Below are 21,337 nucleotides of genomic sequence, written 5' to 3' on the forward strand. Positions count from 1 at the left end.
TGATAATGAATTATAGAAAAGAAGTCATGGAAAGTTATAGAAAAGATACAATTAGGTTAGATGAGGGTACTGTAGAAGAAAAAAGAGCTGAAATTAGAAACTATTTTCTTCAAACATATGAATTAGATGAAAAATTATTCGACTTATTGGAAGATAAAAAATATTTTTATAAACAACCAAATAAATTAAGACAACCTCTTATTTTTTATTATGGTCATACTGCTACTTTTTTTATGAATAAATTAAATGTTTCAAACATTACTACAAAAAGAATTAATAAAAAATTTGAATCTATTTTTGCCATTGGCGTTGATGAAATGAGTTGGGATGATTTAAATAGTGAAAACTATGATTGGCCTAGTTTTGAAGAAGTAAAACAATATAGAAATGAAGTTAAGAGTTTGGTTTTAGAGATAATTGATAATATAGAGTTTACTATGCCTATAGATTGGGAGTCTCCTATGTGGATTATCCTTATGGGAATTGAACATGAAAATATCCATATTGAAACTTCGTCAGTACTTTTAAGGGAATTAGATATTAAATATTTAATAAAAGATGAAATATTTCAATATTGTAATGAATTCTCACAAAAATATCCACAAAATGAACTTGTTGATGTAAAAGGGGGTGATGTTTTATTAGAAAAAGATCATTCAAATCCAGTTTTTTATGGATGGGACAATGAGTTTGCTTTTCATAAAGCTTTTATAAAAGATTTTAAAGCAAGTAAATATCTTGTTTCTAATGGAGAATTTTTAGAGTTTGTTAAAGATGGAGGATACTCAAAACTTCATTACTTTAGTGAAGATGGCTTAAAATGGTTAGATTTTAAGCAAGCTAAAATGCCAGTTTTTTGGCTAAAAAAAGATGGAGAATATTTCTTAAGAGAGATAAATAGAATTGTTCCTCTACCTTTAAACTACCCAGTAGATATCAACGTTTATGAAGCTGAAGCATTTTGTAAATATAAGAGTGAAAAATTAGGTTTTGAGGTTAGACTTCCAAGTGAAGATGAGTATTATAGATTAAATGATTATGTAAATGCTCAAGAAAAAGTTAAAAATAACGAAGCAAATATTGGTCTAAACTTCTTTAATCAAACACCAGTTGACAAATATGATTTTGATGATTTTTATGATGTAGTTGGAAATGTATGGCAATGGAGTATTACCCCTACTTATCCTTTTGATGGCTTTAAAACTCACCCTGCATATGATGATTTTACTACACCAACTTTTGATGATAGGCATGCTTTAATCAAAGGTGGTTCATTTATATCTTTAGGAAATGAGATTTTAAGAAGTGCAAGGTATGCCTTTAGAAAACATTTCTTCCAACATGCTGGTTTTAGATATGTACACTCATCAAATGATTATAGAACAAAACTAAACAATAATGTTTACGAAACAGATGAACAAATCTCTCAATATTGTGAGTTTCATTATGGTGATGAGTACTTTGGGGTTAAAAACTTTCCAAAAAATAGTGTAGAGATATTAAAACCCTATTTAAAAGATTGTCAGACAAAAAAGGCTATGGATTTAGGTTGCTCTGTTGGAAGAAGTACATTCGAACTTGCAAAATATTTTGATGAAGTTTTAGGTATTGATTTTTCAGCAAACTTTATCAATGTTGGTGTAAAGTTAAAAAAATATGATTCCCTAACTTTTAAAGTTGCAACACAAGGTGAACTTTTTGAAGAAAAAACTGTTTCTTTAAAAGATTTTGATTTAGATGAAATCAAAGATAAAGTAACTTTCATGCAAGGGGATGCTTGTAATTTAAAAGATATTTACACTGGATATGACTTAATTTTTTGCTCAAATCTAATTGATAGATTATATTATCCACAAAAATTCTTAGATGATGTTCCAAATAGGGTAAATAAAGATGGTTTACTAGTACTTCTAAGTCCTTATACTTGGTTAGAAGATTATACTCCAAAGGAAAATTGGCTAGGAGGTTTTCTAAAAGATAATAAAGAGGTTGAAACTTTAGATACTTTAAAAGAGAATCTAAAAGATAAGTTTGAATTACTTGAAACTATAGATGTTCCTTTTGTTATTAGAGAAACAGCTAGAAAACATCAACATACACTTTCACAAATGAGCATTTGGAAAAAGATTTAGATTATAGAAAATAGTTGAATAATTAATAAAGATACATTTACAATAACTCCTACTATTGGTATCCAGATAGGGTAAACTAATACCCCTTCTGGATTAGGCACTTCTCTTTTTATTTTTATTAATGATAAGTTCATTAAAGTAAATATTATAAATATAAAAAAGCTAGTAAGAGAAGCTAGGGTTACTATTGGTAGCCATAATGTAAATATCAAAACTAAAAAAGAGGCAACAACGGTTGAAAATATTGGAGTTCTTGTTTTTTCATTTATATTAGAAAAAATCTTAGGAAGCCAATTATTCTCTCCCATTCCATAAAATAGTCTTGATACCATAATAATTTGAACCAAAGCTCCATTTATAACGGCAAACATACCTATAAAGCTTAGTAAAATAGGCTCTTTATTTGTTAATTTTGAATATACATCTGCAAGTGGAGCTACACTTTTAGAAAGTTCGCTTGGATTTATTGCCAATATTGAAACTATGGTAACTAATATGTAAAGCATTGTAGATACAATCAATGCTATAATTATAGCCTTTGGCATAGTTTTTGTAGGCTCTTTTACTTCTTCGGCAATATTTACCATATCTTCAAATCCAATAAAAGCATAAAACGCTAAAAATGCACCTATTGATATTGTGTACCAAATAGAAATCTTAAAATCAGGAATAAAGTTTACCATCGATACTTCATTAAAATTAATATTTTCAAAACCAATAAATAAAATAAACAATAAACCAAAGATTTCAACACAAGTTAAAACTGCTGCAAATTTAACTGATTTTGCTATACCTAAAATAGCTATAATGCAAAGTATAATAATCAATGAAATTGATGATAATGTTTTTGGAATATTTATAAAAGTTGAGACATATCCGTAAAAACCATGTAATATTGTAGCACTTGATAATATTCCACTTAACGCTATCATAAACCCTATGATAATAGATAAATATTTAGAGTTAAAAGCTTTTTTTGCATAAAGGGCTTCACCTGCACTATATGGAAACCTTGAAGATAATTCAGCATAAGTTAATGATGTAAAAAGTACGATAAATGCAGCAAGTAAAAAAGAAAATGGAGTATAAATATCTGCTATTCCAGAAACTTTACCAATAAGTACATATATTCCTGCACCTAAAATATTTCCTAATCCATAAAATACTAACATAATTAAAGAAATATCTCTTTTTAGAAGAACTTTTCTTAATTTTGTCATTTTGTATCCTTTGTAATAGAATTATAACATAATAATTAAGATAATTTAATCGATTTTTTTATCATTTAATAATATTTATAGTTATATTAGTGTAAGCTTTTTAAATGAATAGCTTACAAATAGTCTCTTCAAAAAAAGATTTCTTTTTGATAATCATATTTTTATTATTTGTTTTTTTGTTAAATATAATTTATGAGTATATGAAATATAAAGATTTTACTTCACAGGAAGTTTATTATTCAAATTTTAAGATAGAGAATATTTATGATAAAGAAGATTTTTATGTATTAAAACTTCAAGAGAACAATTTAGTTTTATATACTTCTATTGAAAAAAACAATTCAATAAAAAAGCTTAGAAATATCAATATTGCAATATTAACTACAAATTTAAGTTTTTATGAATTTTTAAAAGGATTTTATACAAAGTCAATTTATTATGATGAGATTTCTACAAAAAATACTATAAAAGAAAAACTTTTTTTAAAAATAAATAAACAACATAAGAATGAAAAGTTACAGGAATTATTTTCTGCTTTATTTTTAGCTATTCCAATTTCAAAAGTAAACAGAAAAATTTATACAAATTTGAGTATAAGTCATTTAATAGCAATATCTGGATTTCATCTAGCTATTCTTTCTTTTATAATTTATTGGTTGATTTATTTTCCTTATAGTTATTTACATAAAAGATATTTTATTTTTAGAAATAAATCAGCGGATGTTATGGCATTTACAATTCTTATTTTATTTTTATATTTACTTTTGACAAATATGGTACCTTCTTTATTAAGAAGTTTTGTGATGTTTTTTCTAGCTTTTTTATTTCTCCGTTCAAATTTGAAAATTCTTTCTTTTCAAACTTTAGCATTGACTTTTTTGATAATAATCTCTTTATTTCCGCAGTTTTTATTTTCCATATCTTTTTGGTTTTCAATTATTGGTGTATTTTATATCTTTTTGTATCTTGAGTATTTTAAAAATCTACCAAAACTTTTTAGTATTTTGTTTTTTAATATTTGGATTTTTTTTGTTTTTAATCCTATTGTTCATTTTTTCTTTTTTGATACCACTATTGAACAGCTTTTATCTCCTCTATTAACCCTTGGTTTTTCTATTTTTTATCCTTTTGAATTAATATTTCATATATTTTCTTATGGAGGTTTTTTAGATAGTTTTATTTTAGATTTTTTAGAGTATAAATTTACTGTATTTGATGTTATAACACCATTATGGTTTTTCTTATTTTATATAGTATTATCAATTGGCTCTGTTTTTTATAACAAAGCCTTTATTGTTTTAAATATATTAATGGTATTGTTTAATTGCCATTTATATTTATAAATACTCTTTTTTAGTTTTGCAAATAATCATGCTGTACACAATAGTCACATTTATTAATATTTTCATACTCAATTGTTTCTAATTGGATCTCTTTAAAGTGTTTTTTAATCAGCTCAATTGCATTGTTATCAGCTGAATATACCATTGATTTAGTTTCATCATTTATAACAACTAAATCTTTTGTTTCTTCAAGCAAATCATTTATGTGACTATTCCAATATGAAAGTAATTTTTCATTTTCTGATAGTTCATCAAATCTATGATCAAAATTTAAACACATATCTGGAAGAATCCCACATGACTGAATATTATCAAAGTCTATTTTTACTCCATAAAGTTTCATAACTGACTCCTTTTGATATAAGCTATTATTATAATTTTAACGAATACTAATAAAGTAATATTTATAATATGAATCTAATTGTTTCAGTTAAGATTAAGTTTGCTATTTTAGCTACAATTATTTTAATGAAAATCTAGGTATCATTGCGAAATTATAAAATATTTGAAGGCTTTTTTATGGAGATGATATTAAACGAATTTGATATGGTTGTTGGTGCAAAATTTGAAAATGGAACAATTCAAGATTATATAGATGATGAACAAACTTATGGCTTAATTCGACTTGAAAAAACAAGTGCTAATTGGTTTTTATATAATGATGCAGAGTCACCAATTGAGATAAAAAATTTATATAAAAAGATTAAAAAAGGTGAGCATTTTATCAAAGATGATTTTGGAGAAGAGATTGTTGTTTTCAATAAAAAGGGCGATATCTCTTATGATGATTTAATCAAAAAAATAGATGAATATCTTGATGATGAAATTATGTCAAGTGTTTACTAACAAAATAAAAAGGATTTGTTATACAAGGGTTTAAAGAATTAAAATTAAATGATTCTATTTTAAAGGCAATAGAGAAAAAAGGATATGAAAGTCCTACAAAAGTTCAAAAGAAAATAATACCAATTGTAAATAAAAAGATTGATGTTATTGCAGCTTCTAAATCAGGAACAGGTAAAACAGCTGCTTATGTACTTCCTATGCTTGAAAGAATAAACAATAATTTAAGTTTACAAAATAGGGTGTTAAGAGGTTTAATTGTTGTACCAACAAGGGAGTTAGTTGAACAAGTTTCAAAAGCTTTAAATGATTATGGACAATTTTTAAAAGTTAAACATACAAAAATTATGGGTGGAACAAGTAGAGTAAAACAAGCAGAAACTTTAGAAGGTGGAATTGATATTGTTGTAGCAACAGCTGGAAGATTGCTTGATTTATCAAAAGAGGGAATAATAGATTTAAGCTCTGTAAACTTTATAGTTTTAGATGAAGCTGATACAATGCTTGAGATGGGATTTTTAGATGAAATAGAAACAATTTTCTCATCATGTTCACCATATAGACAAATTATTATGTGTTCGGCAACTATTTCCCAAAATATTAGAAAACTAGCTAAAGAGTTTTTAAAAGACCCAGTAACTGTTCAAATTCATGATAGAAGGGATACTGTAAGTTTAATCTCTCATAAAGCTTATAAAATAGATAAGAAAAAGAAAAAAGAGTTAGTTACTGCACTTATAAAAGAATCTAAATATGATCAAATCCTTCTTTTTGTAAATAAGAAAGATGGAGTTGATGCTGCTTTAGAACATTTCAAAGAACAAGGTGTAAAAGTAGCAACAGTTCATGGTGGAATTGAATATAAAGATAGAGTTCAAGCAATCAAAGATTTTAGAAATAAAAAAGTAAAAGTTTTAGTTGCAACTGATATTGCAGGACGTGGGCTTGATATTGAAAAACTACCTTTAGTAATAAACTATACATTACCAGAAACAACAGATGATTTTACCCATAGAGTTGGAAGAACTGGACGTGCAGGTAATACAGGAGAAGTTATTACTATTCTTACTGTTGATGATTATAATGCTTTTACAAAAATTGAAAGAGATTTAAAATTAAATGTAAAAAGAGAAGTTCATGAAAACTTTCCATTAAAAGATAGACAACCAAGACAAAAAATTCAAACTAAGAAAAAACTTAGTGAGATAAAAGGGAAAAGAACTCCTTCAAATAAAGCTCCAACAAGAACTGGTGCTAAATCTAAAAAAACTACAAAAAGAGATTCAAATAGAAGTTTTAGAAAGGGTTAATTTAATCTATAAAAACTAATTGTTCTTTATAATAATTTTTTGATATTTCTAACATCTCTTTAGCTAAATTTGTTGGTTCTATAACTAACAAATTTGGTTGCCATTTTTTTACCTCATAAATCAACTCTTTTTTCGATGTAGCTGTTAATAAAATCTCAATGGATTTATCTTTATTCTCTTTTAGAATTACTTGTGATTTCGAAAGTGGTCTTCTTTTAAAGTATTTTGCAATATCTTCTTTTACTAATAATCTTGCTTCAAAAATATCATTATTTGGTTCAAACCAAATATTAATTGCTGAATCTAATTTCTTAAGGGCTTGGAGATTTTTTTCAAAAAATATATCTTCCACAATTAAGTTATTTATATCCTTTATGTAAAATGTTTTTAGTTTGTTATCATTTAAATCTTTCCCAAAAAGATACCAATATCCATCAAATGTTGTAATTTTATATGGTTCTAAAGATCTATATTTATTTTTAAATTGAAATTTTATTTGTTTAAAAGAGATAATTGATTCTTGAAGTTGTTTTATAAGTTGAGTTTTATCAGAAATATCTTCTATCTCTATTTTACTATAAATTGGATTTTCATGAGTGTTTTGAAGTTTTGAAAATAGTGTATTTGCTTTGCTTCCAAATCCACTCCCCATAGAACTAGCAAACTCTTTTAATACATCTAAAACTAAATCTTCTTCAAAAGAAAGGTTTTTGTCAATACTATGACCATCTTTAACTTTCCATTTATGACCAATTTTTTCTATTGGAAGTTTCTGAATGAGTCGCTCGTTAAAGTCTCTTTGAATTGTTTTTGTAGAAACATTAAACTCCTGTGCTAAATCTTTTACAGAAAGAACTTCTCCTTCTCTTAGTCTTTGCCAAATGCTATTTAGTCTAAAAAGTATTTTATCATAGTCATGTTTTTTCATACGAAAGTTTATTGTATTTAAATTAAAATCAAGATTAGTTTGTAGGTTTTAAAAGATAGGATTAATATAGGAAGTTAAAACTTCCTATATTTTGATTATGCAGCTTTTTTAACTGCTTTTTTTGCTAATTTTTTAGCTGCTTTTACTTTAGTTGGCGCTTTTTTTGCAACTGCTTTCTTAACTGCTTTAATTGCTGCTGGAGCTTTTTTCTTTTTGATTTCAGCTTTCTTAACTGCTTTTTTTGCAACTTTTGCAATTACCTTTTTCTTTAATTCTTTTGCCATATAGCTTCCTTTTTTATTTTTTATTACATTAAGTAATATATTATGACTATTATATATTTTTTAACTTAATTGTAAATAAAAAAATGTTAAAATTATAATTATTTTTTAAATATGAAGGATATTTATGACATTTATAGAGTTTAAAAAGTGTTTGCTAGATGCAGAAACATCCATACCAAAATTTTGTAAGTTAATTAAAGTTAGTGAAAAAAATATACAATCTTATAAGAAAAAAGACCATATACCTAATGCAATAGCCGTAGCAGCTGCATGTTTTGCAAAAATGCATAATTTAGGTATTGATTATAAGATTTTTATAGATCAACTAGGTTTAGTTATAAAAACTAAGCCAGGAGTTGGTTTTGCAAAGAAAAAAGAGTTTGAAAAATAGAAGATTAAAGCTCTTCTATTTTTATATTACCCTCTTTTGTTTCTTTAAATTTCATATTCTTTTCTTTTAGTTTTCTAATCAGTTTTATATTTTCTGATGTGGATTTGTAAGATCTTTTTTCTGGTGAAATTCTTTTGATAGTTTTCTCTTTTTCATCAAAAGAAAAACATGAGATATTAAGTTCTTTTAGTAACTTTACGTATGGCATATTGCATCTCCAAATATTATACTGAACATATGTTCAGTGAATTTTACCTAAGAAATATTTATAACATTATAATATATACAGTTATGTACAAAAGTTGTACTAATATTTAATCAGTACAATACCCATTTCTTCTTTTATTGTTGTATATTTATTAAAATCTTTTAAGTAAATTTTCTTAGTTAAAATATATTCACCTTTTTTAGGGGCACCTTTTTTTACTAAACTTTGGGAATAGAGATTAAAACTTGGATTATTCATTTTATACATATTTATTTTTAGTTTATTTTCTTTTGCATATAAAGCTATATTTTTGATAGGTTCCTGTTGAATTTTTCCTACTACTGGTACAATTATATAATTCACAGAAATTACAAAAATAAAACTTATTAGCAAAAATTTATTTTCAAGTTTTATAAGTTTTATCTTGAAGATAAAAAGAGTTAGAATTATTAGTATGCAAAGTTTAACTTGAAAGTATATATCTAAAACTTCAATAATTTCATCTTCAATTGAATTAACAAATTTATCTTTTATTGGAATCATTTGTAATAGGTTAGGTAAAAAAAGAAAAATTGTTAAAAAAAATAAAAGTGGTAAAAATAGTACTAAAAAAACTTTCTTATTCTCTTGTTTTAAATATTCATTAAAAACAATTCCCATTAAAATAAAAAGTGGTGTATATCCATAAATTATATAGTGAGGAAGTTTAGTATTTGAAAATGAAAAGAAAATGAAAACAAAAATAAACCAGATAAAAAGAAATAGGTTTATATCATTATTTAGATAAGTTTTAATTTTTGTAAGTGTTTTTATTACTAAAGTTGAAAATGGTAATAATCCAAAAATTAATACAGGAATAAAATAAAAATATGTTCCTGAATGTCCTTCAAAAGTAGAGTTAAATCTAGAAAGATTATGCTTTAGAAAAAATCCATCGATAAAAAGTTGCCCTTGGTCAAGATACTCTAATATATACCAAGGTAAGGCAATAACTAAAAAAATCAATAAACCTTTTATGTTAAATACAGATTTTATCCAAAATAGAAATTCTTTTTTTATTAATAAAAAAATTAATGTACAAGCAAGGGGAACTAATATTGCAATTGGACCTTTTGTTAAAACTCCAAATCCTATAAAGGTGAAGGTATAATATAAATAGTTGATATTTTTTGTTTTAAAATAGTGATAAAAACTAAACATGCTTAGAACTATAAACATATTTAATAATGCATCAGCAGTTGCTGCTTTTGTAATAATATTTATTTGAAGAGATGATAAAAAAATTATACTTGTGTATAATGCAGTTTTTTCATTAAAATATCTATTGGTAAATAAATATATTGCACTTAACCATAAAAGTGAGAATATTACGCTTGGTATTCTTAGTGCAAATTCGTTTAAACCAAAAATTGAAACACTTAAGGCTTGAAACCAATATATAAGTATTGGTTTATCAAATCTTAATTCTCCATTTAAATATATTGTAAGGAAATTCTTATTTAAAAGCATCTCTCTAGTAGCTTCACTAAAAGCTCCTTCATCTAAATCAAATAAGGGTACATTTCCAATTGGTAGAAGTAGGGCAAATAAAGAAAAAAATAAAAGAACTATTAAGTTGTGATATCTAAATTTCAAAATTTTATTCAAATCAATCCTATTTATTTTTTGAAAGTTTAGCCAACAATCACTTTTAGAAATTTCTATTTTATGTCACTAAAATGAAATCATATAGATTTAAAATAAAAAGATTTACTTAGTAAGGAAAAAAATGCAAACTCTTAGATTTGATTTAGATGATAGTTATGATAGAAAAGTTGCATGGCTTTATTCAATGTTTTTTGAAGATCATAACTTTACAAACTACTTTAGGTTTAATTTTCATCAAGTTTCAAATGGAATTTATCGTTCAAGTCAACCTACTATGAAAAAACTAGAAGAATTGAAAAATGAGTATGGGATAAAAACTGTTATTAATCTAAAATCAGAAAACAGAAAAAGTGCATATTTTTTATTTGAAGAGGAAAAATGTAGAGAACTTGGACTAAAGCTTATAAATGTAAATATTCGTTCAAGGGAAATGCCTACAACTAAAGAACTTTTAGAATATAAAAGAATTATGGAAGAAGAGATGCACAATCCTACTTTAATTCATTGTAAAGCAGGTGCTGATAGAACAGGAATCTTTTGTACTTTATATCAGTACTTTATTGAAAAAAGAGATATTTTAGATACAAATCAATTAAGATTTTTACCTTTTGGGCATGTTAAGTATTCAAAGGCAGGTAGAAGTGATTATTATTTTGAACAATTTGCTAAATATCAAAAAGAAAACCCTAATATAGATCTAATTACTTGGTCAAAAGAAGTAGCAGATCTAAAAAAAATGAAAGAGGAGTTTAAGGTGAATTTCTTTGCAAGTTTTCTAAATGAAAAAATTTTAAGAAGAGAATAGGTTTTATTCTTTTTTGTAACTGAGTAGTCACCAAGATTAAATACTATTTTGTTACTGAAGTATTTGTTTGTTTCACATCCCAATATTTCCTATTGAAACTAAATAACAATACTCAGTATGATTCGCGTCAGACAATACTTACTTTACTTATAAGAGGAGCTTAACTTCCCTTCGGCTCCTCTTTTTTCTTAGAATATTGACAATACTAAAACAATAACACTTATTACTGCTATTGAGCTAATTAGCATTTTACTAGAATCTTTTTTGCTAGTAATATAATTACCATTTAATTGTATTGAATAATAGTTCATTTTGTATCCTTTTAACTATATTTTATTACTTTTATATATTTATAGTAACATAAAAAGAATCAAATGTAAAGTTAAAAAAATAAAAATTTTAAATTTTTCGGACATTAACTTGTCTACTTTATAGTTCATAATGTTTAAAATTAAAAAAAAGGAAACATCATGGGAAACTTTTTATTTACAATCACTTTAGGTTCTATTCTTTACTTTTTATATGGTAGTTTAGTTTTTTGGTCTGTTGGTAGCGCATTGGCAGTTTTATTTATAGCTTTGATGTTTGTTGATATTAAAGATACACAAGAAAAGATTGAAGAACAATCAGAAAAATTGATTTATAGATTAGATAAAGCATTATTTTAAATCTTTTTATCAACTGTAAACTTTAAAATTTACAGTTGATAATGGTTTTATTTAGCCAATTAATCCTAATTTATTAAAAAATAGTATAGCAATTGCAATTGGAACTATATATCTAATTAGTGCATACCATATGTTAAATACAGCAACACTAGTAACTGAAGTAAACTTTGTTTTTAAAACATTTTTATCAACAAAGTATCCTAAGAAGATACAAGTTACAAAACCAGAAATTGGAAGAGCAACTGATGAAGTTAGGTAATCCATATGATCAAATAAGCTTTTACCAAAGAAAGTTAACATTTCACCATAATCAGCACTCATAGATAATAATGCAAAAATTCCTAAAATCCAAAGAAATGTTGCTGTGTAAAATACAGCTTTTATTCTACTCATTTGGAATTTTTCAATTAGATATCTTACTGATGGCTCTACTAAAGATACGGCTGATGTAATACCTGCAAATAATAAGGCACAGAAAAAAGCAACTGCAATAACTTGTCCAAATATTCCCCATTCCGAAAAAATTAAAGGTAAAGAGATAAATACAAGACCTGGTCCAGCAGTACTTTTTGCTCCAGCAGCAAATAAAAATGAGAAGATAATAATTCCTGCAATTAATGCAACAGCAGTATCTACAATAGCTACAAAGACAGATGATTTAATAAAGTTTGTATCTTTTCCCATTGATGCAGAATAAGTTATTATAATACCCATACCAAGAGATAGTGTAAAAAATGCTTGTCCAATAGCTGCTAAAATTGAATCAACTGTAACTTTTGACCAATCAGGCATAAACATAAAGTTTATCGCTTTACCAAATGAATCAAGACTCATAGAGTAGATTAATAATCCAAATAAGATTAATGCAAGTAAAGGCATAAGTATTAAATTAAGTTTTTCAATACCAGCTTTAATACCCTTTAATGCAATAAAAACCATAGTTGCAACAACTAAAGTATGAAATAATATTTGCGTTCCAATTTTTTGTGTAATTAGATTTGTAAAAGTATCTTCTGCTTCTTTTATAGTTGTTGGAAGTCCTGTAATACTTATTATTAAATATTCAATAATCCATCCAATAATAAATGCATAAAAAGATAAAATTATAATACCTGCAAAGATTTGAAAACCTGCCCATCTCCAGTTCTTATTGTTTGTTTTAGAGATAACTTGATATGAAGATGCAGCATTCGCTTTTGCTTCTTTTCCTATATATGATTCTGCAATAAAAATTGAAAGTCCAATAAATGTAATAGCAATTATATATAAAAGTACAAATGCACCTCCACCATTTTCTCCTGTTACATATGGAAACTTCCATATATTACCAAGTCCTACAGCAGAACCAGCTGCTGCTAATATAAATCCAATTCTTGAAAATGTGTTTGTTTTCATTAAATAGCTCCTAATTTATTTAAGAATAAAATGATAATTGCAACGGGAACTATATATCTAATAAGAAAGTACCAGATACTAAATATCGTATAACTTGTATGTTTTGTAAATTTTTCTTCCAAAGTCTTTTTTTCAACAAAATAACCTAAGAAGATACATATCATTATTGCAGCAATAGGCATCATAATTGATGAACTTGCAAAGTCCATAATATCAAAGGCATTTTTTCCAAAGAAAGTAAGTACTTCACCAAATGATTTTGACATTGAAAGTAGGGCTATGATACCCAAAATATAAAAAGTTGTCCCACAAAGAATTGTTGCTTTAACTCTAGATATTTTAAATCTTTCAATAAAAAATCTAAGTGATGGTTCTATCATTGATACAGCAGAAGTAATACCTGCAAAAACTAAAGCAAGAAAAAATGAAACTGCAATTATATTTCCTAATATTCCCCAAGATGAAAAGATTACAGGAAGTGAAATAAATACAAGTCCAGGTCCTGCTGCACTTTTTGCACCAGCTGTAAAAAGGAATGTAAAGATAATAAGGCCAGCAACTAAGGCAATCATCGTATCAACAGAGGCTACAATAAATGATGATTTAACAATATTTGCATTTTTAGGTAAAGAAGCAGAATAAGTTAAAATTGTTCCAACTCCAAGTGATAATGTAAAAAATGCTTGTCCTAAAGCTGCAAGTAGTGCATTACTATCAATTTTTGAAAAATCTGGGCTAAACATAAAAGAGACAGCCTGTGAAAAAGAGTCTAAAGTAAATGCATAAATCAATAAACCAAATAAAATTAACCCTAATAATGGCATTAAAATAAGATTTATTTTTTCAATACCTTCTTTAATACCCTTTAAAACTATAAAAACAACAGTCCCTGCAATAATTGTATGGTAAAGAAGTAAAGAGCTAATATCATTTGAAATCAGGTTTTCAAAGTTTTCACCAGCAATTTTAGCTTCAGTAGGAAGAAAAACAAAAGATTTAATCATATAATCTAAAATCCAACCTAAAACAACAGAATAAAAAGATAATATAATTAATCCTGTAGCAACCATAAAACCGGCATATTTCCAGTTTTTATTTTTTGTTTTAGAAAGTGTAACAAATGAAGTAGAAACATCTGCTTGTCCATTTTGTCCAATAACTGCTTCAGCAAGAAAAACAGTTAAACCAATAAATAGTATGGCAAGTAAATAGACTAAAATAAAAGCACCACCACCATATTCTCCTGTAATATAAGGAAATCTCCATATATTACCCAATCCAACAGCTGATCCAGCTGCTGTAAGTATAAAACCTATACGTGAAAATTTATTCACAACTAATCCTCATCTAAAAAATTTATATGTAATTATAGTGAAATAAAAATGAAATTTATATGAATAAAATTTGTTATTAACCTAAAACTTTATCAAGTGTATATTTTAAATCTTCATCAAGGTTTTCCATTGAGCTTCTCATCCAATTTAAATAACCAGGATCTTCAAGAGCTACTTCTGCAATATCTTTACCTCTATATTTTCCAAATCTAAAAGTTTTTACCATAACTGGTGTTTTTGTAAGATCAACAAGTTTTTCCATAGGGTTGTAGTCTGGGTAAATTTCTCTACATTTTCCAACTAATTTAGATAAAAATAATTTCATAACTAAAACATCACCAATAGCATCATGTGCTTTTATGGTAATATTATGTTTCATTGCTTCATTTTGTTCTTGTTTATATAATTCAAGGGCATATCTTAGATATTGTAATCTATGATAAGGCATTTCAGGGAAAAGATGTTTTGCACATCTTAAGGTATCAATAATCTGATAAGAGTTTATAAATCCTTCTTTTTCAATCATTCCCATATCAAAATTGATGTTATGAGCAATTAGATAGTTTTCTTGATTATTAAGCTCTTCTAATCTTTTATAAAAATTAGTTTCAGTCGCTTTAGGTTTATTTACAATTAAATCAGGGGTTATATTATGCACTTCCATAGCTTCAAGTTTAATCTCAACATCACTTGAACATAATTCATCATAACATTCAATTTCACCTTTATGATTAAAAATCATAGCTCCAAATTGAATTACTCTATCTTCTTCAGCATTTCCTGTTGTTTCAGTATCAAATAGTACATAAAATGGCATTTTATAATATCTCCAAAATTAAATTATTAACATTCCGTCACCATATGAATAAAATCTATATTTTTCTCTTATGGCTTCTTCATAAACTTCAAGGGTTTTCTCTAAGCCTATAAATGAGGCAATTAACATAATTAAAGTTGATTTTGGTAAATGAAAATTTGTAAGTAAATGGTCAACTTTAATGGGTTTATTTGATGGATTTAAAAATAAATCACACTCCCCTTGAATTTTATTTGTTCTAGCATAATATTCAACAGTTCTCGTAACTGTTGTTCCTACTGCTAAAGTTTTTTTTGCTTCATCTAAAGCTTTTTTTGCTTCAATTCCTATCTCAAAATATTCACTATGCATTGGATGAGATAGAATATCTTCTGCATCAACAGGTTTAAATGTACCAGCTCCAACATGTAAAGTTAAATAGTTAACTAGATACTTATTATTGATTTTTTCTAACAACTCTTGGGTAAAGTGTAAAGAGGCAGTTGGAGCTGCAACTGCACCATAATTTTTAGCAAACAATGTTTGATAATCTTGGTTATCTTCCTCTTCATCTTCCCTATTCATATAAGGGGGAAGTGGTAAGTGCCCAATCTCATTTAAAATCTCTACTAAAGAAAGAAAGTCTAATTTTTTTTCATTTTGAAAAAAGTTTACAACTCTACTACCATCATCATTTATTTCTAAAACTTCAGCACATAGATTTTTATCAAAGAAAAGTTTATTCCCAACTTTTACCTTCCCTCTAATCATCACTAGGTATCTATCCATAAACAAAGGTTTATTAAATAGTAGTTCAATCTTCCCACCAGACTCTTTTGAGCCATAAATCCTTGCTTTAATAACTTTCGTATCATTTAAAAAAATAGAAATATCTTTAGGTAAAAAATCCATAAGATTTTTAAAAGTTGTGTGTGTTATAGAATTTGTTTCTCTATTATAAACTAAAAGTCTAGCACTATCAGCAGGGTGGACAGGATGTGTGGCTATGAGCTCTTTAGGTAAAGAGTAATCATAGCTTGAAGTTTTTAATGGGTCTAAGATATTATTATTCCTCTGCATCTTCATCATCTTTAACTGCTGGGTTGAAAACTTTAGCAATATAAATAGATACAATATATAGGAAGATTAATGGTCCTGCCATTAAAAATTGAGTTAATACATCAGGTGGTGTTAATAAAGATGCAACGATAAATATAATAACAACTGCATATTTAAAATAGTCTTTTAACATTTGGTCATCAACTAAACCTATTTTTGCTAAAAAGAAAGTGATAACAGGTAACTCAAAGGCTACACCAAAACCAAATAAAAGTTTTGTAAAAAATCCAACATATTTACCAATACTTGGTAATACTGTAACTACAGCAGAACCAAAGTTAATTAAAAATTCAAAACCAAATGGTACAACAATATAATATGCAAAAGAAGCTCCAATTAAGAACATTAATGTTGCAAAGAAAACAAATGGAAATACCAACTTTTTCTCATGGTCATATAATCCTGGAGCTAAAAATAACCACATTTGCCAAAAAATTACTGGTAATGAAAGAATAAATCCAGAGAAAAAAGCAACTTTTAAAGCTGTAAAGAAAGTCTCTTGAATCTCAACTGCAATCATTTGCGTATTTGCTGGAAGAGCAGCTTCTACTGGAACCATCATCCATTCTAAAATAGGTTCATAAAAGAAAAAACATGCAAAAAATGCAATTATTAAACAAATTGCAGAATTTATTAGTCTTTTTCTAAGGTCTGCTATATGGGGTTTTAAATCTTCTAACATTATTTAAGTTCCTCAGTTCCATCAAAATCTTCAAATTCTACTTTGAATTTATCACTTAAATCATCACTTGAAGCAGTCTTTTCAACTTCTTCTTTTTTCTTCTTTTTAGGCTGCTCTTTTTCTGATGATTCAGTTTTAGTTTTTGGTTCCTTTAAAGAAACTTTTTCCTCTTTTTTACCTTCCTCTTTTTTAGTAGTATTATCTTTTGAAGGCATTTTATCTTCATTTATAATTTCATTTAGTCCTAAATTAAGATTTTGTTTTACATTTAGAGTATTTTTTGCTTCTTCAATTTGTGCTTTATATTTTGCAGCTTCTTCTTTCATCTCTGCAATATTAAGTTCATTGTCTAAAGTTGATTTTGCATCATCTATACCTGATTTAAATTTTTTTAAAAATTTAGCTATATCTACCATAGCTGTTGGTAATTTCTCTGGTCCTAATGCTATAATTGCAACAACGGCAATCAAGAATATTTCCATAAAGCCCATTCCGAACATATACTTCTCCATTCAATTAATAAGGCATGATTTTACCAAAACTTTGTTAAAAGATGATTGAGATTTTAACCTATAAAGCAATTAATTAAAATTATCAAAAAATTTTAAGTTTTATTTAACCAATTTCAGTTTAATTATAAATTCAACACCTTTTTTTGTATTCTTTGCAGAAATTTTACCTTTTAGGTGTTTTTCTATAATATCTTTACAAATATAAAGTCCTAGTCCAGTTCCTTGGTATTGATGTTTTGTTGTAAAATATGGATCAAATATTTTAGATATAATATCTTCTTTAATCCCACCAGCATAATCTTCAATTACAATATAAGCAAAATCATCTTTTTTAAAACTTTTTATATTAATTATTTTATTTGTAGTTATTTTATTGATTAAGTAAGCATCTTTACTATTTGTAATTATATTAATTAGAACTTGTGACAATTCACCTACTACTAATTCAACATAAAGTGGTGTTCCTTCATTTAGTTGTAAGTTTATATTAATATGATTATTTTTTAGTGCAGCATCTAGTATTTTTAAAACTTCTAAAATTCTATCTTGTACTTTTACTTTTGTTAATGTTCTATCCTCTTTTATAAAATTACTAAATTGATTTATAGTATCTGATAAATAAACAACTGTATTTAAAACAGTTTGCAAATTTTTTACTGAATTTTCTTTTTCTATTTTATCAAGTTCAAAATCAAGTTTTAATCCTGAAGTAACAGTAGAAATCAAACTTAGAGGTTGTCTCCATTGATGGGCAATATTTCCTATCATCTCTCCCATTTGTACGAATTTACTTTGCTCTAAAATTAGTTTTTCTTTTTTTATTTTTTCTTCTTCCAAGGCTTTAATTCTTGTTAAATCAAGTAGTGTTCCAATTAATCCTGCAACTTCACCTTTTTCATCAAAAAATGCTGATTTATAAAAAATTACATCATGTACAACTTTAGTATTTTTATTTACAACATGTGATTCATAAACTTGAGGATTCTCTTCTAATTTGAAAACTTTTAAATCCTGTTCATAATAAATATCAGCAATATCTTTTGGTGCTACATCATAAACACTTTTATTTAAAATCTCTTTTTTAGTAAAACCTGTAAATTCACACCAAATTTTATTAACATTTATATACTTCCCATCAATATTTTTAATAAAGAAAGGTACAGGTGATGTTTCAATTAATGCATTTAGGAAATCTTTTTGTTGAAGAAGTTCACTATTTCTTTTTTTTAGTTCTTGTGTATTTTTTTCTATTTTATGTTCTAAATTGTCATTTATTTCTTGAAGTTGATTAGTTTTCTTTTTGACTTCAAATTTTAATGCTTCTTTTTCGCTAATAATTTTATAAAATAGGTACAATAATAAACATACTATTAAGATTATTAAAATATAGATTAAATTTATTATCCAAAGATAAGATTTTATATCATCTGCTTTAGCTCTAATTGTAAGAATACCTTGAATGGTTTTATCAATTTTGTTTATTATAGGAATTGTAGTAATTGTTATATTAGCTTGTTTATCTACAATGGTTTCAACGTTTAAAGAAGAAAAATTTTCATAGGTTTTTTCACGAATAATATTTGAAGGGATAAGTTGCTCTATATCTTTTCTTGTTGCTTTTTTTAATTCATTTAGAACTTTTGTATTATGTAAATATCCTTTATGAGGTGATGGCTTATATATTTTTGATTTAGATAAAAAATCATCTGTAAAATAATCCTTTTTAAAATAAAAATTACTTAAAACATAATATTGTTTCATTATACTAGAGGTTATCGCTGAGGCATCAAAGGTAAAGCAGATTAATCCAACATATTTTTCTTTGTTAAAAATTGGATGTAAAAATCTAAATCCACTCCCACCTTTCCCTATATTAAAACTATCAAAAGGTTTTTTTGTTTTATTTACATATGTTATATCTGTTCTTAATTTACTTGCTTGAAAATTATATTTTTTGGGATTTTTCATTACTAGTAAAAAAGTGTTATCAGGTAAAATTATATTTATACTTGTAATATGTTTTTCTTTTAATGTTTCATATCTTTTTTGTATATTACTATATAAGTTATCTCTAATTGATTTTTGTACATTTTCTGTACTATCTTGATAGATTAATAGTTTTTCATCTAATTGATTCATTGTTATTACACCACTTAGAAAAACTTCTGACATCTCTTTATATTGGTTGTAAACAGTATTATAAATTTTTAAATATGAATCACTTTTATTATTTAGTTTAGTTGTTGTATATTTTGTTTTTATATAATCTGTGATTAAAAAAGAGAAGATTAAAAAAATTAAAAACAAAAGTATAAATAATATTCTAAGTTTTTTTATTTTTTTTGATTGAACCATTTATGAAACCTATTTAAAATATATTGTATTATATTATTTTTGATTATATTTTAGGCAAAATAGACTTAAATAACAGAAAAGATAATCCAATCCAAAATTTAATTGTTTTTTGTTAAAATTTGCCAAATTTTATGAGTATTATAAATAAAGGATAAAAATGAAAATTATAGTTTTACTTGTTATTGGAATTATTTTGTATTTTATTGCTAGGGGCTATAAAACTGAAAAATTCGAAAATATTAAACTTGATATAAAAGAGAGATTTGATGGAGATTTATTAAATCATGAAGCAGGACTTCTTGTTGCTTTAATGGCAAAGGTTGCAAAAGCTGATGGACAAGTTTGTGAGTTAGAAGCTGAGATGTTAAAACACACTTTTTCTGATATCTCAAGACATTTTGAAAATCAAAATGAAATCAGGGAAAAACTAAAAGATATTTATAAAAAAGAGAAAGAAAGTTTTGAAAATACAATAGAAATTACTGAAAAACTTTATAAGATAACAAAAAATCACTACGAAAAAAGAGTGGGAATTATAGAATATCTTCTAAATATTGCTTTTATTGATAAAGAGTTTTCTGAAACGGAATTGATGATTTGTGAAGATATTTCAAATGCTTTAAAAATCAAAAAAGAGGATTTTGAAAACCTTGTTAACAAATTTAAAACTTTTTATGCAAACCAAAAGGCAAATCAAGCTTTATCTTTAGAAAAAGCATATGAAGTTTTAGAATCAAATGTTAATGATGATAATGCAACACTTAAGAAAAATTATAGAACTCTTGTAAAAAAACATCATCCAGATATTGTTTCAGGAAGTGGTGCAGGGCAAGATATTATTGACCAAGCCACAAAAAAACTTCAAGAGATTAACGAAGCTTACGAATTAATAAAGAAAGAGAGAAAAATATAATTGCTTGAAAAGTTTGATGAAAAGTATGAAGTTTGTAATTGCAGAAAGGTTTCTTTAGAAACAATAAAAAATGCAATATTAAAAAAAGATGCAAAAACTTTAGGTGACATTCAAGATATAACAACGGCTGGTACTGATTGTAGACATTGTATTTTCCCTGAAGGTGATTTTGGAAAAATAAAGAAGAAAATATATTGTAAGGATATTTTGAAAGAGGTTTTACATGGCTAGAAAATTTCATCATTCATATGAAGTATGTAAATGCAAACATGTTACTTTGGGTGAAATTATTTATGCAATAAAAGAAAGAGACGCTTTAACAATAGAAAAAATTGGTGAACTTACTGATGCTGGTACTTGTTGTAAATGTTGTCAAAGTGAAGAAAAAGATATAGGTTCTGAAAAAATGGAACTGTATTTAACTCAAATACTAAACAAATTTGTAGGTTAAA

General features: G+C 25.9%; 24 protein-coding genes. 10 read left to right on the plus strand and 14 right to left on the minus strand.

The window, feature by feature from the left end; genetic code table 11:
- The first annotated feature begins 5 nt into the window (after positions 1 to 5).
- Positions 6 to 2,132, plus strand: coding sequence for a 5-histidylcysteine sulfoxide synthase (ovoA, locus tag FDK22_RS13295; RefSeq protein ID WP_228711722.1), 2,127 nt, complete (start codon positions 6 to 8; stop codon positions 2,130 to 2,132).
- On the opposite strand, the gene FDK22_RS13300 is transcribed toward ovoA, so the two are convergent.
- Positions 2,129 to 3,352 carry an APC family permease gene (locus tag FDK22_RS13300; protein WP_138153469.1) on the minus strand — a complete coding sequence of 408 codons (1,224 nt, stop codon included), beginning with the start codon at positions 3,350 to 3,352 and terminating at the stop codon, positions 2,129 to 2,131. The two genes, ovoA and FDK22_RS13300, sit on opposite strands and share 4 nt — an antisense overlap.
- Positions 3,353 to 3,552: 200 nt before the next feature.
- Between FDK22_RS13300 and FDK22_RS13305 the strand changes: the two genes are divergently transcribed.
- Positions 3,553 to 4,695: a ComEC/Rec2 family competence protein gene (locus tag FDK22_RS13305; RefSeq protein ID WP_228711723.1), complete on the plus strand. Its 1,143-nt coding sequence runs from the start codon at positions 3,553 to 3,555 to the stop codon at positions 4,693 to 4,695.
- Positions 4,696 to 4,705: 10 nt separating this feature from the next.
- Here the strand turns inward: FDK22_RS13305 and FDK22_RS13310 are convergent, their stop codons facing one another.
- A complete protein-coding gene (locus tag FDK22_RS13310) occupies positions 4,706 to 5,038 on the minus strand; it encodes a hypothetical protein (protein WP_138153471.1) in 333 nt (110 codons plus the stop codon).
- A 176-nt stretch (positions 5,039 to 5,214) separates the two neighbouring features.
- Here FDK22_RS13310 and FDK22_RS13315 point away from each other — a divergent pair, with 176 nt between their 5' ends.
- Together FDK22_RS13315 and FDK22_RS13320 are read left to right on the plus strand one after the other, a co-directional pair.
- Entirely contained in the window at positions 5,215 to 5,541 is a 327-nt protein-coding gene (locus tag FDK22_RS13315; RefSeq protein WP_138153472.1) for a hypothetical protein, read from the plus strand.
- 68 nt (positions 5,542 to 5,609) lie between these two features.
- Positions 5,610 to 6,848 carry a DEAD/DEAH box helicase gene (locus tag FDK22_RS13320; protein WP_228711726.1) on the plus strand — a complete coding sequence of 413 codons (1,239 nt, stop codon included), beginning with the start codon at positions 5,610 to 5,612 and terminating at the stop codon, positions 6,846 to 6,848.
- A 1-nt stretch (position 6,849) separates the two neighbouring features.
- Here the strand turns inward: FDK22_RS13320 and FDK22_RS13325 are convergent, their stop codons facing one another.
- Both FDK22_RS13325 and FDK22_RS13330 read right to left on the minus strand, forming a co-directional pair.
- Positions 6,850 to 7,776 carry a helix-turn-helix transcriptional regulator gene (locus FDK22_RS13325; protein WP_138153474.1) on the minus strand — a complete coding sequence of 309 codons (927 nt, stop codon included), beginning with the start codon at positions 7,774 to 7,776 and terminating at the stop codon, positions 6,850 to 6,852.
- A gap of 95 nt (positions 7,777 to 7,871) precedes the next feature.
- Positions 7,872 to 8,060 carry a hypothetical protein gene (locus tag FDK22_RS13330; protein ID WP_138153475.1) on the minus strand — a complete coding sequence of 63 codons (189 nt, stop codon included), beginning with the start codon at positions 8,058 to 8,060 and terminating at the stop codon, positions 7,872 to 7,874.
- Positions 8,061 to 8,184: 124 nt separating this feature from the next.
- Here FDK22_RS13330 and FDK22_RS13335 point away from each other — a divergent pair, with 124 nt between their 5' ends.
- On the plus strand, positions 8,185 to 8,451 hold the full coding sequence (locus FDK22_RS13335; protein ID WP_138153476.1) for a hypothetical protein: 267 nt from the start codon (positions 8,185 to 8,187) through the stop codon (positions 8,449 to 8,451).
- Between the two features lie 4 nt (positions 8,452 to 8,455).
- Here FDK22_RS13335 and FDK22_RS13340 read toward each other — a convergent pair whose 3' ends face one another.
- The gene (locus FDK22_RS13340) at positions 8,456 to 8,659 is read right to left on the minus strand and encodes a hypothetical protein (RefSeq protein ID WP_138153477.1); all 204 of its coding nucleotides are present in this window, start codon (positions 8,657 to 8,659) and stop codon (positions 8,456 to 8,458) included.
- 99 nt (positions 8,660 to 8,758) lie between these two features.
- Positions 8,759 to 10,306: an ArnT family glycosyltransferase gene (locus tag FDK22_RS13345; protein WP_138153478.1), complete on the minus strand. Its 1,548-nt coding sequence runs from the start codon at positions 10,304 to 10,306 to the stop codon at positions 8,759 to 8,761.
- Positions 10,307 to 10,427: 121 nt separating this feature from the next.
- Here FDK22_RS13345 and FDK22_RS13350 point away from each other — a divergent pair, with 121 nt between their 5' ends.
- The gene (locus FDK22_RS13350) at positions 10,428 to 11,111 is read left to right on the plus strand and encodes a fused DSP-PTPase phosphatase/NAD kinase-like protein (protein WP_138153479.1); all 684 of its coding nucleotides are present in this window, start codon (positions 10,428 to 10,430) and stop codon (positions 11,109 to 11,111) included.
- Between the two features lie 188 nt (positions 11,112 to 11,299).
- On the opposite strand, the gene FDK22_RS15925 is transcribed toward FDK22_RS13350, so the two are convergent.
- Complete coding sequence (locus tag FDK22_RS15925) at positions 11,300 to 11,422, minus strand: hypothetical protein (protein ID WP_276309191.1); 123 nt, start codon at positions 11,420 to 11,422, stop codon at positions 11,300 to 11,302.
- 159 nt (positions 11,423 to 11,581) lie between these two features.
- Between FDK22_RS15925 and FDK22_RS13355 the strand changes: the two genes are divergently transcribed.
- Positions 11,582 to 11,779, plus strand: a complete 198-nt coding sequence (locus tag FDK22_RS13355; RefSeq protein ID WP_138153480.1) for a hypothetical protein — start codon at positions 11,582 to 11,584, stop codon at positions 11,777 to 11,779.
- 51 nt (positions 11,780 to 11,830) lie between these two features.
- Here FDK22_RS13355 and FDK22_RS13360 read toward each other — a convergent pair whose 3' ends face one another.
- The 7 genes from FDK22_RS13360 to FDK22_RS13390 form a co-directional block, all read right to left on the minus strand.
- Positions 11,831 to 13,174, minus strand: coding sequence for a sodium-dependent transporter (locus FDK22_RS13360; protein WP_138153481.1), 1,344 nt, complete (start codon positions 13,172 to 13,174; stop codon positions 11,831 to 11,833).
- Entirely contained in the window at positions 13,174 to 14,508 is a 1,335-nt protein-coding gene (locus FDK22_RS13365; RefSeq protein ID WP_138153482.1) for a sodium-dependent transporter, read from the minus strand. The genes FDK22_RS13360 and FDK22_RS13365 overlap by 1 nt, the downstream gene beginning before the upstream one ends.
- A gap of 76 nt (positions 14,509 to 14,584) precedes the next feature.
- On the minus strand, positions 14,585 to 15,325 hold the full coding sequence (locus FDK22_RS13370) for a 3'-5' exonuclease (RefSeq protein WP_138153483.1): 741 nt from the start codon (positions 15,323 to 15,325) through the stop codon (positions 14,585 to 14,587).
- A gap of 18 nt (positions 15,326 to 15,343) precedes the next feature.
- Positions 15,344 to 16,384, minus strand: a complete 1,041-nt coding sequence (queA, locus tag FDK22_RS13375; RefSeq protein WP_171012999.1) for a tRNA preQ1(34) S-adenosylmethionine ribosyltransferase-isomerase QueA — start codon at positions 16,382 to 16,384, stop codon at positions 15,344 to 15,346.
- Positions 16,371 to 17,105 (minus strand): twin-arginine translocase subunit TatC, encoded by a 735-nt coding sequence (tatC, locus tag FDK22_RS13380; RefSeq protein WP_138153484.1) that lies wholly within the window; start codon positions 17,103 to 17,105, stop codon positions 16,371 to 16,373. The genes queA and tatC overlap by 14 nt, the downstream gene beginning before the upstream one ends.
- A complete protein-coding gene (tatB, locus tag FDK22_RS13385; RefSeq protein WP_240534058.1) occupies positions 17,105 to 17,587 on the minus strand; it encodes a Sec-independent protein translocase protein TatB in 483 nt (160 codons plus the stop codon). The genes tatC and tatB overlap by 1 nt, the downstream gene beginning before the upstream one ends.
- Before the next feature lie 129 nt (positions 17,588 to 17,716).
- Positions 17,717 to 19,972, minus strand: a complete 2,256-nt coding sequence (locus tag FDK22_RS13390; RefSeq protein WP_138153486.1) for a sensor histidine kinase — start codon at positions 19,970 to 19,972, stop codon at positions 17,717 to 17,719.
- A 157-nt stretch (positions 19,973 to 20,129) separates the two neighbouring features.
- Here FDK22_RS13390 and FDK22_RS13395 point away from each other — a divergent pair, with 157 nt between their 5' ends.
- Genes FDK22_RS13395 through FDK22_RS13405 form a run of 3 tightly spaced genes read left to right on the plus strand, consistent with a single transcriptional unit; the run spans position 20,130 to position 21,336 of the window.
- Positions 20,130 to 20,885 (plus strand): TerB family tellurite resistance protein, encoded by a 756-nt coding sequence (locus FDK22_RS13395; RefSeq protein ID WP_138153487.1) that lies wholly within the window; start codon positions 20,130 to 20,132, stop codon positions 20,883 to 20,885.
- Entirely contained in the window at positions 20,886 to 21,116 is a 231-nt protein-coding gene (locus FDK22_RS13400; RefSeq protein WP_138153488.1) for a (2Fe-2S)-binding protein, read from the plus strand.
- On the plus strand, positions 21,109 to 21,336 hold the full coding sequence (locus tag FDK22_RS13405) for a (2Fe-2S)-binding protein (protein ID WP_138153489.1): 228 nt from the start codon (positions 21,109 to 21,111) through the stop codon (positions 21,334 to 21,336). Before FDK22_RS13400 ends, FDK22_RS13405 begins: the two co-directional genes overlap by 8 nt.
- The last annotated feature ends 1 nt before the right edge of the window (position 21,337 follow it).

The organism is Arcobacter arenosus (assembly GCF_005771535.1).
Classification (GTDB): Bacteria; Campylobacterota; Campylobacteria; order Campylobacterales; family Arcobacteraceae; genus Halarcobacter; species Halarcobacter arenosus.

Excerpts from the sequence above, each read along its gene's own strand:
- FDK22_RS13315 (WP_138153472.1), top strand. The coding sequence starts at position 5,215 with ATGGAGATGATATTAAACGAATTTGATATGGTTGTTGGTGCAAAATTT.
- ovoA (WP_228711722.1), top strand. The coding sequence starts at position 6 with ATGAATTATAGAAAAGAAGTCATGGAAAGTTATAGAAAAGATACAATT.
- tatB (WP_240534058.1), bottom strand. The coding sequence starts at position 17,587 with ATGGAAATATTCTTGATTGCCGTTGTTGCAATTATAGCATTAGGACCA.
- FDK22_RS13390 (WP_138153486.1), bottom strand. The coding sequence starts at position 19,972 with ATGGTTCAATCAAAAAAAATAAAAAAACTTAGAATATTATTTATACTT.
- FDK22_RS13370 (WP_138153483.1), bottom strand. The coding sequence starts at position 15,325 with ATGCCATTTTATGTACTATTTGATACTGAAACAACAGGAAATGCTGAA.
- FDK22_RS13325 (WP_138153474.1), bottom strand. The coding sequence starts at position 7,776 with ATGAAAAAACATGACTATGATAAAATACTTTTTAGACTAAATAGCATT.
- FDK22_RS13305 (WP_228711723.1), top strand. The coding sequence starts at position 3,553 with ATGAAATATAAAGATTTTACTTCACAGGAAGTTTATTATTCAAATTTT.
- queA (WP_171012999.1), bottom strand. The coding sequence starts at position 16,384 with ATGCAGAGGAATAATAATATCTTAGACCCATTAAAAACTTCAAGCTAT.
- tatC (WP_138153484.1), bottom strand. The coding sequence starts at position 17,105 with ATGTTAGAAGATTTAAAACCCCATATAGCAGACCTTAGAAAAAGACTA.
- FDK22_RS13395 (WP_138153487.1), top strand. The coding sequence starts at position 20,130 with ATGAAAATTATAGTTTTACTTGTTATTGGAATTATTTTGTATTTTATT.
- FDK22_RS13330 (WP_138153475.1), bottom strand. The coding sequence starts at position 8,060 with ATGGCAAAAGAATTAAAGAAAAAGGTAATTGCAAAAGTTGCAAAAAAA.
- FDK22_RS15925 (WP_276309191.1), bottom strand. The coding sequence starts at position 11,422 with ATGAACTATTATTCAATACAATTAAATGGTAATTATATTACTAGCAAA.
- FDK22_RS13355 (WP_138153480.1), top strand. The coding sequence starts at position 11,582 with ATGGGAAACTTTTTATTTACAATCACTTTAGGTTCTATTCTTTACTTT.
- FDK22_RS13405 (WP_138153489.1), top strand. The coding sequence starts at position 21,109 with ATGGCTAGAAAATTTCATCATTCATATGAAGTATGTAAATGCAAACAT.
- FDK22_RS13340 (WP_138153477.1), bottom strand. The coding sequence starts at position 8,659 with ATGCCATACGTAAAGTTACTAAAAGAACTTAATATCTCATGTTTTTCT.
- FDK22_RS13310 (WP_138153471.1), bottom strand. The coding sequence starts at position 5,038 with ATGAAACTTTATGGAGTAAAAATAGACTTTGATAATATTCAGTCATGT.
- FDK22_RS13300 (WP_138153469.1), bottom strand. The coding sequence starts at position 3,352 with ATGACAAAATTAAGAAAAGTTCTTCTAAAAAGAGATATTTCTTTAATT.
- FDK22_RS13335 (WP_138153476.1), top strand. The coding sequence starts at position 8,185 with ATGACATTTATAGAGTTTAAAAAGTGTTTGCTAGATGCAGAAACATCC.
- FDK22_RS13360 (WP_138153481.1), bottom strand. The coding sequence starts at position 13,174 with ATGAAAACAAACACATTTTCAAGAATTGGATTTATATTAGCAGCAGCT.
- FDK22_RS13350 (WP_138153479.1), top strand. The coding sequence starts at position 10,428 with ATGCAAACTCTTAGATTTGATTTAGATGATAGTTATGATAGAAAAGTT.